This window comes from Nocardia vulneris, assembly GCF_001613425.1.
Lineage (GTDB): Bacteria > Actinomycetota > Actinomycetes > Mycobacteriales > Mycobacteriaceae > Nocardia > Nocardia vulneris.
Genome location: NZ_BDCI01000048.1, coordinates 75144 through 87884, shown reverse-complemented (window position 1 = coordinate 87884; position 12741 = coordinate 75144). Strand labels below are relative to the sequence as shown.

11 protein-coding genes are annotated in these 12741 nt (G+C 66.2%); 3 read left to right on the top strand and 8 right to left on the bottom strand.

Translation table 11 applies throughout. The features are described from left to right. Positions 1-115 precede the first annotated feature (115 nt). Positions 116-1117 (bottom strand): ParB/RepB/Spo0J family partition protein, encoded by a 1002-nt coding sequence (locus NVU01S_RS39125; protein ID WP_043677768.1) that lies wholly within the window; start codon positions 1115-1117, stop codon positions 116-118. Positions 1118-1770: 653 nt separating this feature from the next. Here NVU01S_RS39125 and NVU01S_RS39120 point away from each other — a divergent pair. Both NVU01S_RS39120 and NVU01S_RS39115 read left to right on the top strand, forming a co-directional pair. Then, positions 1771-2253: a DUF2867 domain-containing protein gene (locus NVU01S_RS39120; protein WP_052281082.1), complete on the top strand. Its 483-nt coding sequence runs from the start codon at positions 1771-1773 to the stop codon at positions 2251-2253. A 99-nt stretch (positions 2254-2352) separates the two neighbouring features. Continuing rightward, complete coding sequence (locus tag NVU01S_RS39115) at positions 2353-3453, top strand: glycoside hydrolase family 183 protein (RefSeq protein ID WP_043677714.1); 1101 nt, start codon at positions 2353-2355, stop codon at positions 3451-3453. Positions 3454-3473: 20 nt separating this feature from the next. Here the strand turns inward: NVU01S_RS39115 and NVU01S_RS39110 are convergent, their stop codons facing one another. From NVU01S_RS39110 to NVU01S_RS39090, 5 genes are read right to left on the bottom strand one after another with little or no spacing between them, the layout of a single operon-like run. Further along, the gene (locus tag NVU01S_RS39110) at positions 3474-4298 is read right to left on the bottom strand and encodes a carbohydrate ABC transporter permease (protein ID WP_373864245.1); all 825 of its coding nucleotides are present in this window, start codon (positions 4296-4298) and stop codon (positions 3474-3476) included. Positions 4299-4329: 31 nt separating this feature from the next. Next, on the bottom strand, positions 4330-5253 hold the full coding sequence (locus NVU01S_RS39105) for a carbohydrate ABC transporter permease (RefSeq protein ID WP_082032289.1): 924 nt from the start codon (positions 5251-5253) through the stop codon (positions 4330-4332). Next, positions 5250-6560, bottom strand: coding sequence for an ABC transporter substrate-binding protein (locus NVU01S_RS39100; protein ID WP_043677711.1), 1311 nt, complete (start codon positions 6558-6560; stop codon positions 5250-5252). Before NVU01S_RS39100 ends, NVU01S_RS39105 begins: the two co-directional genes overlap by 4 nt. A gap of 19 nt (positions 6561-6579) precedes the next feature. Continuing rightward, positions 6580-7752: a glycoside hydrolase domain-containing protein gene (locus NVU01S_RS39095; protein ID WP_043677709.1), complete on the bottom strand. Its 1173-nt coding sequence runs from the start codon at positions 7750-7752 to the stop codon at positions 6580-6582. Positions 7753-7787: 35 nt separating this feature from the next. Next, the gene (locus tag NVU01S_RS39090) at positions 7788-8417 is read right to left on the bottom strand and encodes a hypothetical protein (protein ID WP_043677707.1); all 630 of its coding nucleotides are present in this window, start codon (positions 8415-8417) and stop codon (positions 7788-7790) included. A 242-nt stretch (positions 8418-8659) separates the two neighbouring features. Here NVU01S_RS39090 and NVU01S_RS39085 point away from each other — a divergent pair, with 242 nt between their 5' ends. Beyond that, positions 8660-9706, top strand: a complete 1047-nt coding sequence (locus NVU01S_RS39085) for an AraC family transcriptional regulator (RefSeq protein WP_052281081.1) — start codon at positions 8660-8662, stop codon at positions 9704-9706. Between the two features lie 142 nt (positions 9707-9848). Here the strand turns inward: NVU01S_RS39085 and NVU01S_RS39080 are convergent, their stop codons facing one another. Next, the gene (locus NVU01S_RS39080) at positions 9849-11312 is read right to left on the bottom strand and encodes an aldehyde dehydrogenase family protein (protein ID WP_043677706.1); all 1464 of its coding nucleotides are present in this window, start codon (positions 11310-11312) and stop codon (positions 9849-9851) included. Positions 11313-11374: 62 nt separating this feature from the next. After that, the gene (locus NVU01S_RS39075) at positions 11375-11908 is read right to left on the bottom strand and encodes a GNAT family N-acetyltransferase (RefSeq protein WP_043677704.1); all 534 of its coding nucleotides are present in this window, start codon (positions 11906-11908) and stop codon (positions 11375-11377) included. Positions 11909-12741 lie beyond the last annotated feature (833 nt).

The window sequence follows — 12741 nt, the reverse complement described above, 5'->3', positions numbered from 1 at the left end:
CACGGAAATGTCTACAGGAATCAGGATTCAGCTGCGGGAAATCCTGCTGTGCACGTCGCCGACGTTACTTTTGCGGTCAGCGACCTGTCAATATTCGAGACCGGACCGCGCCGGTTTATTCGGTTTCCGAGCGTTGATCGAGCATCAGCGCGAGTTGTTGCCAATCCTGCGAACGCTGTCGGGCAAGTTTCGCGATATTGGGTGCACAGTGGCTCGGAATGTTGTGCACCACGGAGCCCCAATCGGCGCCGTTGTCGAAAGGGGTCTCCAGGCAGCGCAGCAGTTTGCGCCCCGCATCAGTGAAACGGAGCGACGGATCCCGGCGCAACTGCTGCAGCACCTCCGCGGTGACCGCCTCCTGCGCACCGAAATCCGTTCCCGCCCGGACCTCCGGCCCATCACCCGCGGCGCGGCCGGCCGCCGGATCGGCACCTGCCCAGCGGGCGGGCAGCGGATCCGAACCGCCGCGCAGTTCTTTGCGGACCTCCTTGGCCGTGGTGAGCGAAATGCCCGCCGCCACCGCCACCGCACGCGCCGACCGATTCGGATCGGCGGCGAACAACTCCGCGGCACGTCGCCTGCCTGCCGAAACATCGGTCCGGTGCAGCACGCCGTTGCGCGCGATCCGACCGGTCGGCTGAGGAATCTCCTCAGCCGACCGGCTGCGGATCACCCCGACCGTCTTGGGCGAGATTCCGGCGACGGCGGCGATCGCGCGGTCCGACCATTGCGGATACGCCATCAGGATGCGCAGCGCCGCGGCTTTGCGATCGGACAGCGACAGCGGCAGACCATGTGCCGCATTGAGTTTCACCGCGAGCACGAACGCTTCGGTGATACTGCCGTCGAACAGCACGGCCGAGATCGTGCTGTCGCCACGCAGCTGAGCGGCACGCAACCGGTGCACGCCATCGATCACCTGCGTCGTACGCCGATGCACGACGATCGGCGGAAAGGCAGTCGACGATTCGGCGAGCATCCGTATGTGCGCCGCATTCTCGCCGGCCGTTCGCGGCGACGACTCCGGCGGTAGCAGTTCCGAAAGGGGGAACTCGACGATCGCGGAACACAATTTCTGTTCACCGGCCGAGCTTTCGACGAGTTTGTTCGCTACCATGGGCAACCCGACATGCATGGGAAACCTTCCTTTACTGTATCGCCGCATCGAATGAAAACTCTGCGCCGTGAGTAAGGGTGCGGCCGCCGAACGCGACCCGAGTCCAGCGATCATCGCCATTGCGCACACCCCCATTCAGCATTCAGCACCGTGGCGACCGATGACCACTCCCCCGGCCGCGACCCGGAAATAATTACGACAACGTCAGATCAGGCAATGCGCTCGATGTGGAGGCGAATAACCGTGCAGCCGGATCATTCTTTGTCAACTCGCTCGTCACCCCCTTCTCGCCACGAGAGATTGCATCACACTTCGTCGGCCGAGGCAACGCGCTATCGCCGGTTCCGGCAGTCGAAATGGCAGCGGAGACAGGAGGTTTCAGCGAAAGGCAATAGCGATGTCACATCACCGCACCGTACCGGCGAACGCGAAGTCGACAGCGCCCGGAACCGACAATCGATGGCGAAATCGCGATTCAATTGGTATTGTTGCGCCGTTCCTTTTTCCACCCGCGAATCGAGTCGCACCCGCCCTCGATGAGACGCGGCGTGGCGGCGATCGATTCGGCCGTTCCCCGGACAGATACCCCTGCGCGCAGGCAGACTTACTACGAAAGGTCGTAGTAAGTCGTCTCGCGCAGGGATGGGTGGAGGATGAAGACGACCGCGCAGCGGGTTCAGCGAGTTGCGGCCCCGCCGCAGCTGCCGATCAGCGAGGACATGGCCGCGGCCGACCACGTGTCGGCCTTCGAGTTGAGTGCCTCCGGGTCGCGCGATACACCGGAGCTGTGGTCCCGGCTGGTGTTCGAGCGCGCGCCCGCGCTCATGCGGGGTCTGCTGCGGACCGGGTGGCGGGTCGTGCTGGGGCTGCGTTTGGGACCTCGGTCGGCCGAACACGTGCTCGGCTGGCATATCGCGGAGCGGGGGCCGAACCATGTTGTGCTCGAAGCACAGTCGCGGATCCTGGCCGCGCAGAACATCGTGGTGACCACCGGATCGGCGGTAACCTGGACCACGCTGGTCCGTTATGACCGCCGAGTGGCGCGTTTCGTGTGGGCGCTCATGCAGCCCGGCCACAACCTGGTCATTCCCTATCTGCTGCGGCGAGCGGGCAAGTCGGAGCCCGTCAGCCGGTAGGTCGTCGGCACCGGCGCTGCGCGCGACTCCGCCAATCCGGCGTGTCGGATGGATATGCGCCGCATGATGTTCGGTAGGGACGCTGAGGAGGGTGGGATCATGCCGAAGAGCCGCACGACACCGCAGCAAGGGACCTACCTGTGTGACAATGCGGGCGACTCGGCCAGCCGGTTCGGGCTCGGGTCGAGCGACCTGGGTATCCCCTATCGACGATATGACGGCACCTGGGGCTACGTCTTCGGCGATTCCTTCCGCGGGCAGGAGGCGACCGGCGAATTCATCGGTAGCCCAGTCGTGTTGTACCAGGCCACCTTCGACGCGAGCGGGCATACGCCGATCACGTTCACCGCGGCCGAGCCGATGCCGACCTGCGCGCAGCTGTTCGACTATCAGCACAACGCGGACAACGGTTTCGGCTTCGAGGTCAGCCGGATCCCGAACGACGCGATCACGCTCACCGTCGACGGGCAGAACCGGATCTTCATCCAATACACCTCGGTGCACCGGTGGGTCGGGCCGGGCAGCGCGGTGGACGGTTCGCTCATGGCCGGGATCGCCTATTCCGACGACAACGGCGCGACCTGGCAGGATTTCGAACGCCATTGGCCCGGCGACGGGCAGGGCAACCCCGGCAGCCTGGACATGATGTGGTCGTTCGCCGGGGTCGACCCCGACGGGTGGCTCTACGTCTTCAGCAAGGCCTGGAACGGCAGCCATTTCTACACCGGCGACCGGGGCCAGATCCAGTTGTTCCGTTACCGGCCCGCCGATTTCTTCCACGGCGATCTCGACACCCGCGAACATTGGGTCTACCTGGACGAGACGTGGCAGTGGGTGCCCGCCGCGCAGGCCGCGCCCTCGTCACTGTTCGGGTGGGCGAACGGCATCGCCGAGTTCTCGGTGAAACGCATCGGCGAGCTGTACATCATGAGCTATTTCGACGTGACGGATTTCAGCATCCGCACCCGCACCGCCCCGCGCCCCGACCGCCTCTGGACCGCGCCGAAAACCCAGGTGGTCGGGAGCACGATGTGGCCGCCCACGCACTGGTTCCGGCGGACCCAGCCGTTCCCGTACGGCGGCTACCTGCATCCCGGCAGCGCGAGCCCGGCCGATCTGACCTTGCTCATCAGTTCGTGGAACGGAAGATTGGGTGAGCGGCCCTACACCGTCACCCAGTGGTCCGGCCTGTCCGCCTGATCTGTTGCGGCGCAAGGGTTTCAGCGCCCCGCGAGCCCCGCGGTGGCGATACCGTGCACAAAAGCGCGCTGGGTGAGCGCGTAGACGACGAGCATGGGCGCCAGCATCATCATCGACGCGGCCATGAACACCGGCCAGTTGGCGGTGTACTGGCCCTGCATCCAGACCAGGCCGAGGTTGAGCGTGGAGATGCTGTCGCGCTGGATCATGATCAGCGGCCAGAGGAAGTCGTTCCACACCGTGACCCAGGTGAGCACGGCGAGCACGAGCACCGCGGGTGTGGTGTGCGGCAACAACACTCGCCAATAGGTCTGCCAGAGCGAACAGCCGTCGAGGATGGCGGCCTCCTCGAGTTCGGCGGGCAGTGTGAGGAAGAACTGCCGCATCAGATACGTGCCGAAGGCGCTGCCGAACAGGCCGGGCACGATCATCGCCAGCGGGCTGTCCACCCAGCCGAACGTGCGCATGAGAATGAACTGGGGAATCACGGTGACCGTCAGCGGCACCATGAGGGTGCCCAGGTAGGCCAGAAAGATCGCGTCGCGACCCTTGAACGGCAAGCGGGCGAACGCGTACCCGGCCAGCGAGCAGAAGAACACCTGCCCGGCGGTGACCAGTCCCGCATAGAGGATCGTGTTGAGGAACATGCGCTCGAACGGCACGAACTCGAAGACGAGCCGGTAGTTCGACCACTGCGGATCGTCCGGGACGAGGTCGGTCCCCGTGATCCGGCCGGGCGGCTTCAGCGAGCCCGCCAGCGCCCACAGGATCGGCAGCAGCGCGCACCACGCCATCACCACCAGCGCGAGATAGACCAGCACGCCGCGCAGGGTGCGCCGGGCGATGACCCGCTGATATTTCGCGGTGGCGGCCACGTCAGGTCTCCTCGGTGCCGGTGCGCGAGAGTCGCAGCTGGAAATAGGTGAGCGCGAGCAGGATCGCGAAGATGACCCAGGCGAGCGCGCACGCGTAGCCGAGATCGTTGAAGACGAACGCGTTCTGGAACAACATGATGCCGAAGAGATAGGTCCCGGTTTCCGGGCCGCCCGCGCTGCCGGTCAGCACGTAGGCCTGATCGAAGGCCTGCACCGTGTTGATGATCGTGATGACGAAGACGAAGCCCAGCGCGGGCCGGATCAGCGGCAGCGTGATCGACCGGAACCGCTGCCACCCGCCCGCGCCGTCGATGCGCCCGGCCTCGTACAGCTCCGCCGGCACGCCCTGCATCGCCGCGAGCAGCACGGCCGCGGCGAACGGCACGCTCTTCCAGATGCTGACCAGGCACAGCGACACCAGCGCCCAGTTCGGGTCGGCCAGCCACGGCACCGGATCGACGCCGAACCAGCCCAGCATCGCGTTGAACAGTCCGCCTTCGGTGGCGAACATGAACTTCCAGACGACGGTGATCGCCGCGGTGGACGCGACCAGCGGCATGAACATGACGCTGCGGAAAAGAGCTATGCCCCTGACCTTTTCGTTGAGCGCGGCGGCGACGGCGAGGCTGATCACGACGGTGGGGATCAGGGTGACGACGGTGAACAGGACGGTATTGCGCAGCGCGATGTAGAACAGCGGGTCCTCGGCGAACAGCCGGCGATAGTTCGCCGCGCCGACGTACTCCGGGGCGCTGAACATATTCCAATGGTGGAAGCTCAGATACAGCGACAGACCGAGCGGGAACACCAGGAACACCAGTACGGCAAGCAGATTCGGCGCGATGAACGTGCGGCCCGCGGCCGCTTTACGACGGGTCAGGCCGGATGGCCGCCGTCCGGCGCCGCGGTGCCCGACGGCAGTCACACCGACCCCTGGAGCAGCCGGTTGAGTTCCGCGGCCGGACCGTCCTTGAACCAGGACGCGGGGGCGGCACCGCGCAGCACCCGATCGGAGAAGCGGGTGAAGGCGGCGTCGACCTGTGGCCAATGCGGGCTCACCGGAAGATGATTGGAGTTGTCGGGACCGTCGATCAGCACTTCGAGATTGCTGATCCTGGTGTGCGACCGGACGAATTCGGCGGAACGCCGGGCCGATTGCAGGGCCGGTACGAACAGGCCCGACTCCGCGACGGCCCGCTGCCCCGCCGGTCCGGTCGCGAACTTCACGAACTCCCAGGCCAGGTCCTTCTTCGAACTGGACGCGGCGATGGCCAAACCGGTGGTCCCCACATCGGATTTGGCACTCTGCCCCTGCGGACCGACCGGCAGCACGGTGACATCGAAATCCAGATCGGGCGCGGCGAGGAAGCCGCTGTACTGCCAGTGCCCGGTCAGCACCATCGCCGCCTTGCCCTGCATGAACAGATCCAGCGCCGACTGCGCCTGCAGGTCGGCGGCCTGCGGCGCGACCCGGTGCCGCACCGAGAGATCGGTGTAGAACTGGAAGCCCTCGATGAAGCGATCGTCATCGATGTTGGTCCGGGTGGGATCGATCGCGGGCGTGAACCACGCTGCGCCGTTGTTCATCCCGAAGATCGCCGCCGACCAGCGCGGCACCGGCCAGGCATCGACGAAACCCCATCGGGTGGTCTTGCCCGACGCGCCCCGCTCGGTCAGAGCTTGGGCGGTGGCGAGGAATTCCGCGAAGGTCCAGGCGTCCTTCCACCGTGCCGGTGGTGGCTTCAGCCCCGCCTCGTCGAACAGCCTTCTGTTGTAGTACAGGAAGATGCCCGCCCACTGTTCGGGCAGAACGTACTGTCCGCCTTGAAAAGTGAACGTCTCGTAGAGATTCGGAGTGCTGTCGGCACGCAATTGCGCGGCGTAGGCGGGGTCCTGGTCCAGCATGACATTCAAGTCCTGCAGCACGCCCAGGGCGGCGAACCGGGAGTACGACTCCCACTGCATCAGGATGTCCGGACATTTACCGCCCGCACAATAGGTGAGGATCTGTTGCTGCGGGTCGGGGCCCGAAAGTTGCACGCGGATCTCGATTTCCGGGTGCAGCCGCCCGAACGCCTCCATGATCTGCCTGCGCACCCTGGCCTCGGCCGGGGCGGCCTGGAAGAAGAAGGTCAACGCGTTCGAGTCACCGCCGCAGCCGGACAGCCCTGGGGCGGCCAGGGAGGCGCCGAGCACGGCGGCGCCGGACAGCAATGCTCGCCGTGTAACCATGAGGCCCCTTCCGAATCGATTACGCGCCGTACTCCGTCAATTTGGCGTTCAGGTAGTCCCACGGAAAGTTCGGTCCGACATCGGTGTGCGTGCCGTCCCGCTTGCCGATCGTGTACGCGTTGTGATCGGCGACGCCGCGTTCGTCGGCACCCAATTCCTCGGGCGAGATCGTCCGGATCGGCAACCCGTACTTGCGGCAGTCCTGCACGGCGAGCCAGGCCGCGCAGTCGATGCCACGCTGCATCCGCGCGAACCATTCGTCGCGTGACCAGGCCGCGCGCGAACCCGCGAAGCACAGGTTGATCGACCGCGAATTGCCGCTGAGCACCGACCACGAGGCCAGATCGGTGTCCACCACGTCGATCACCGTGCCGGTGTTGTCGTCGGTGTAGTGGTAGGAGACACCCGAATTCGGGTTCTGCAGATAGTTGGCCAGGGATTGGGCGTCGCCGTTGCCCTCCTGGGTGTGCAGCAGAAACCACAGCACGGGTGCACCGCCGCGGGAAGAGGTGTTGGGGCTGATGCCGGTCTGGTCGTCTTCGCGGCTGATCGGCGAAACCGGTCCGGGTGTGCGCGCCGCCGACCATTGACCGTAGTCGGGCTGCAATACCTCGTTGACGTCGATGCCGACGCCGGAGATCTCCCGCTGATCGATCTCGATCTGATGCATGTGGGCGGCCGGATGGTGGTGGTTGATAGCCGGGTCGCCGGACCAGTTGTGCTGCCAGAACCATTGCCCGACACCGTCTTCCAACGCCCAGTCGATGCATCGGGCATTGCAGTAGACGCCGGTCCATTCCGGGCCGACCACCGACGCCCAGCCGCGCAGGAACGGCGCGATCAGGCTGTTCCACTCGTCCAGCGTCGGATTGTCGTCGACCGGCGCGTACAGCGGCCGATATCCGGGGCCGCCCGCCTCGAAATGGAAGCGCAGCGCCGTCTCCGCATGCCGGGCGCCGCCGTCGTAGCCGCCGCGCCAGTCGGCCGTCGGCCCCTTGCCGTACTGGTAGTTGGTGACGATCTCCAGGCCTTCGGCGCGCAGTCGATCGCAATAGTCCCGGCGCAACGGTTTCGCCCCGAAGTTCGTGCCGGGACGCGATTCCGAGAAATACCCGACCACGCCGGCGAATCCGGCCGCCCGAATATCGGCCGGCTCGATGAGCGCGGCAGAGAAGTCGATCAATTGGGTCACGGCTCTGCCCATCCTGTGGTCGCGGTGTATTGGTTTCAGTGCCGAGCGCCGGTGACGGCGAAATGCTCGACCTCGGCGATATGACCGCCCGTCGATACCGCGATCGTGAGCACATCGCCCGGTTCCGCGGTGAACGGCACGGTCGCCGACCACGGCTCATCCGTCCCGCCGGCGGCGATACCGGAGACCACGCCCACCGGTGCCGCGCTGCCGTGCACCCGGATCTGCACCATCAGGCTCTCGTCCACCCCCGTGATCCGGCCGCGCACCGCCAGCGGTGAGGTGACCGTCGCCCCGTACCCCGGCTCGTCCACCGACAGCGTGCCGCCGTCGGACCCGACCACCTCCCACGGTGCGTCGTCACCGGCTCCGATGCGCGCCAGATGCAACACCGCCGCCGTGATCTGGGCCCCGTTGGGCGCGACGAACCCGACGCCGACGAAACGCTCGTCCCCGCCGGTATCGCTGCGGCCGACGCCGACCACCACCTGGTCCACCGTCCGCAGGCCGAGATACTCCTGCGTGAACGTGAGCGCCGTCAGCTCCGCGTCGAGATGCCACGCATCGGCCCCGTCCGTCCGATACGCCGCCTGCCACTCCACCGCCTCGGCCTCACTCCGAAAAGGCCACAACGGCACGAACCCGAACTCCCCCTGCTGCGCCACGGTTCCTCCCCTCTCGGGTGGATTGCCCACTGCGACAATGCGATGAACGACACCGCTCCTGTCCCACCTTAACGCTCGAGGCCCATTCTTCGAACCATCCCGAGCAATCACCCCTACTTCCGCGCATGCGCGAGTAAGACTGATTCGGGGTCTGTTCGGTGGCTGCCCGATTGCTCGCGAATTCGTGGCATATCGGCGGTTCGCGATACACCGTCGTATCGCGGGATTTCTGGAGGTGCCCGATGGCGGTCACGGCCAAGGCGTCGAGCCTGCGCGGATATGCGGCGCTGGTGGACGAACTCGGCGGCGACGGAGGTCGCCTGCTCGAACGGTTCGGAATCGACCGCGCGACGATGGACGACGCGGACGCGCTCGTCTCGGCGGAAGCGCTGGGCTGGGCTTTGGAGGTGGCGGCCGCCGAATTCGACTGTCCCGATTTCGGTTTGCGGCTGGCCGCGCGTCAGGACGGCTCGGAGTTCGGGTTCCTGACCGTCGCGGTCATGAATTCGGCCACGGTCGGGGAAGCGTTGCGCCAGCTCTGCCGGTATCTGCACATTCAGCACGCCGGCCTCGTGCTGGAGCTGGTGCCCGACCCGGAGCAGCAGGCCGGGATCATCGGCTTGCATCTCGGCGATCCTGCCGAATCGGGCGGTCTCACGCAGGGCATCGATTTCGCGGTCGCTGTCCTGCACACAACGCTGCGGCGCGCCCGCCACGGCGACTACGGCTTACGCAGCGTGCGCCTGCCCCATCCGGCACCGCGCGATCCCGACCGGTATCTCGCCTTCTTCGGTGTCACGACGTCGTTCGGACACGACACCACCGTACTCCGGATCGCCGCCGATGCGCTGGCACAGCCGGTTCTCGGCAGCGATCGCTGCGTCCGCGCGCTGGCGGTCGACTACTTGAACCGGAACTTCCCGCAGCCGGAGCGGACCATGAGCGCACGGGTCCGCGTCGCGATCGAAAGTCTGGCCATGACCGCGACCATCGGTGCCGTCGCGCAGCGGCTGACCGTGCACGAACGCACACTGCAACGTGCCCTCGCCGCGGAAGGCACCACCTTCTCCCGGCTGCTGGACGAGGCCCGTCGCGACGCGACCTATCGGCTGCTCAGCGAAACAGATTTCGCCATGGCGCGCATCACCGCACTGGTCGGTTTGCAAGAGCCGTCGGCGCTGACCCGGGCCGCCCGGCGCTGGTTCGGCGCGCCGCCCCAGCACGTTCGAAATATGGCCCGCGCCTTGCGCGATGACACATCTCGACCGCCCGGTGTCGCACAGGGATAAATCTCCGTCACTCCCCGGCAACGCTTTTCCGATGATTTATCGAAACAATCGGTCTGCTACTGGTGAGTAATCGAGAGATTGGTCAGACGATGAAAATTGCCCTGCGCGTCGGCGTGGCAGGTTCCGGACAGCGTCCGCCGATTCAGTGCCGCTCGGCCGGGGCGAAGGCGATGTGTTTGTATTCGACGAAATCCTCCAGTGCCGCAAGACCGTTGAGTCGGCCGAGGCCGCTCTGCTTGTAGCCGCCCTCTTCGAATTCGTCGTACACCGCAGCCCAGTCGTTGATCCAGACCGTGCCCGCCTCGATGCGGCGGGCCACGCGCAGGGGTTGGTCCACATCGCGGGTCCAGATGCTGGCGGCCAAACCGTATTCGGTCGAGTTGGCCAGGGCGATCGCCTCGTCCTCGGTGCGGAAAGTCTGCACCGTCAGCACCGGGCCGAAGGTTTCCCGTTGCACGATCGGCAGCGAGTTGTCGCGGACCGCCAGGACCGTCGGCTCGTAGAACGCCCCGCCCCGCAGTCGCGGATCGTCCGACGGACCGCCCCGGACGATGACCTCGGCTCCCATCGAAATAGCTTCCCGCACAACGGCATCGACCCGCTCGACGTTCTGCTGCGAGATCAGCGGACCCATATCGCTCGCGGAATCGCGTGCCGGACCCGGCCGGACCGCCTCGAACGAGGTTCGCAACCGCTTGCCGAGGTCCTCCGCCAACGACTCGTGCACCAGCAGACGGGATCCGGCCATGCAGAACTGGCCCGCGAACACCGTCACGGCATCGGTCAGGACCGGCACCGCGGCGTCGAGGTCGGCGCTTTCGAACACGATCATCGGAGACTTGCCGCCCAGCTCGAGCCCGAACCGTTTGAGCCGGTCGGCGCCGGCGGCGGCGATCGCACGTCCCGTGGCGGTGCTACCCGTGAAACTGATGACCGGCACATCCGGCGACTCGACGAGCACCGAACCACCGCTGCTGTCGGTGACGACCGTGTTCAGCACACCATCGGGTAAGTCGTTGACCTGAGCGATGATTCGGGTGAACAGCGCGCAGATCTGCGCGGTCTCCTCCGGATATTTGACCACCGCCGTGGTCCCCGCCGCCAAAGCCGGTGCCAGGGAGCGCACCGCCAAGATCACCGGCGCGTTGAACGGCACGATGACCCCGGCCACGCCCACCGGCTCGCGCAGCACGATCGAGGTTCGCCCCTGCCCCATGTCCGACGCGCGCCCGGCCGAATCCGCCAGCGCCATGGCCGCCCACCAGCGTAACTTGGGCGCGACCATGTCGATCTCGAAAGTGGCTTCCCGCTTGATCTTTCCGTTGTCGAGCGACAGCAGGTCGATCAGCGCCGCCCGGTTCGCTTCGACCGCATCGGCCATCGCGCCGAGCACCTTGGCGCGCAGCCGCCGATCGGTGGCCCACTCGGTCGTATGGAACGCCGCTCGGGCGGCCTGTATCGCCTCTTCGGTGTCGGCGCGGGTGGCGAAGGCATACTCCCCTATGACATCTCCGGTGGCCGGGTCGTAGCTGAGCCGGTGCTCATCGGCGTCGCGCCAGGTTCCGCCGATGAGATTCAGGGCGGGGGTGAAATGTGCCGATGCCATCGTCGTTCCTCCCGGATACTCACTGGAGTAATCGTATACGATTTCGGCACCGCAGCGGATGGCTAATCGAGTACGCGGGTCATCCAAATGGAGTCGCCGCGAACAGGATCCGGGGTGACCCGCCCGCTGTCGTAGAAGTCGAGCTTCGCCAGCACCCGGAACGAGGCGGTGTTCCATTCGCGCACGGTCGCCCACAATCGCCGCCGGCCGGTGCGCGCCGCCGCCTCGACCACCACCCGGCCCGCCTCGGTGGCGTACCCGTGACCGTGCGCGCGCTGCGCGAGTTCGTACGCTATCTCCGGTTCGTCGAAGGACCCCTGCCCGACGATCAGCCCGCAATAGCCGATGAACTCACCGGTGTCGCGCCGCTCGATCGGACGCAACCCCAGCCCCGGATCGGGACCGAGCGGGTTGGCCGCCAGCCAGACCCGCATGTCCTCGACCGTCGGCCGTCCGTCCGCACCGATCCGATGCCGGGCCCGCGGATCCCGCTCGGCCCACAGCGCGCGATAGTCCGCCGCGTCCGAGGGCAGCCAGGACCGCAGCCGGAGCCGTTCGGTCACAAGGTTTTCCGGGAAGTCCGCATAGGTCACCACGAACCCAGCTTAGGGAAATCGGATTCCCTGACCGCGGTGTTCTCCGCGTTTCCCTACACTGCCGACGGACCCCGAGCAGACCGATACCGTCGACCGGATCGGCGTGCGGGACCTCGACGGCGATCATGTTCTGCTTCGGGCCCGCCGCGAGCGCGGCCACCCAAACGTCGATCAAGGTGATCATCGCCGGACCGTGCCATGCTTCGGCATGTCGGAGGACTATCGCGGATCAGTGTTTGTTCGGCCAGGACATCGTGGAGCGGTATGGGCAAGTGTCCTGCGCATGGGCCATGGTGGCGTGTCGGGCCCTTGCTGCCAGGTCAGGTGGACTTTGGACCGGGACCTGAAGGCCGTAGCGTACCTCGACGTTGAACACCACTTCGTCGCAGCCGCAACAGCGAATGATCACGGTAAGCGGGCTTACCGTACAGCGTGTGGCCCTCGCCGACCTCGACACGGAGTTGTCTCCTCCAGCGCAGCCCTTGCGTCCACGGGAACCCAGATCCACGGCCCGGGGGTCAGTCGACTGGAAGTCGGATCCCCACCCGCATCGGTCCAGGCTTCAGTCGAGCCTTCTCTCCGCGTAGCGAGGTGTCGGCACGACGAACAGCGCCGAATGGACGAAGTGGTCAGCGTGTTCGAGCTGCGCACCCGTGAGCAGCTGCACGTTTCGAACTGCCAGTCGGCACCGTGGATATCGACCGCAAGGGCCATCTCTGCCCGGAATGTACAGCCAAGCATCGACTTTCAGGTCCTGTTTTGGGCGCGCCAGCACCGCAGCTCTGCGCCGCGATTGTCGACAGGCTCACTTCGGCGGGCAGATCATCGAAACC

Excerpts from the sequence above, each read along its gene's own strand:
- NVU01S_RS39085 (WP_052281081.1), top strand. The coding sequence starts at position 8,660 with ATGGCGGTCACGGCCAAGGCGTCGAGCCTGCGCGGATATGCGGCGCTG.
- NVU01S_RS39125 (WP_043677768.1), bottom strand. The coding sequence starts at position 1,117 with ATGGTAGCGAACAAACTCGTCGAAAGCTCGGCCGGTGAACAGAAATTG.
- NVU01S_RS39120 (WP_052281082.1), top strand. The coding sequence starts at position 1,771 with ATGAAGACGACCGCGCAGCGGGTTCAGCGAGTTGCGGCCCCGCCGCAG.
- NVU01S_RS39100 (WP_043677711.1), bottom strand. The coding sequence starts at position 6,560 with ATGGTTACACGGCGAGCATTGCTGTCCGGCGCCGCCGTGCTCGGCGCC.
- NVU01S_RS39080 (WP_043677706.1), bottom strand. The coding sequence starts at position 11,312 with ATGGCATCGGCACATTTCACCCCCGCCCTGAATCTCATCGGCGGAACC.
- NVU01S_RS39115 (WP_043677714.1), top strand. The coding sequence starts at position 2,353 with ATGCCGAAGAGCCGCACGACACCGCAGCAAGGGACCTACCTGTGTGAC.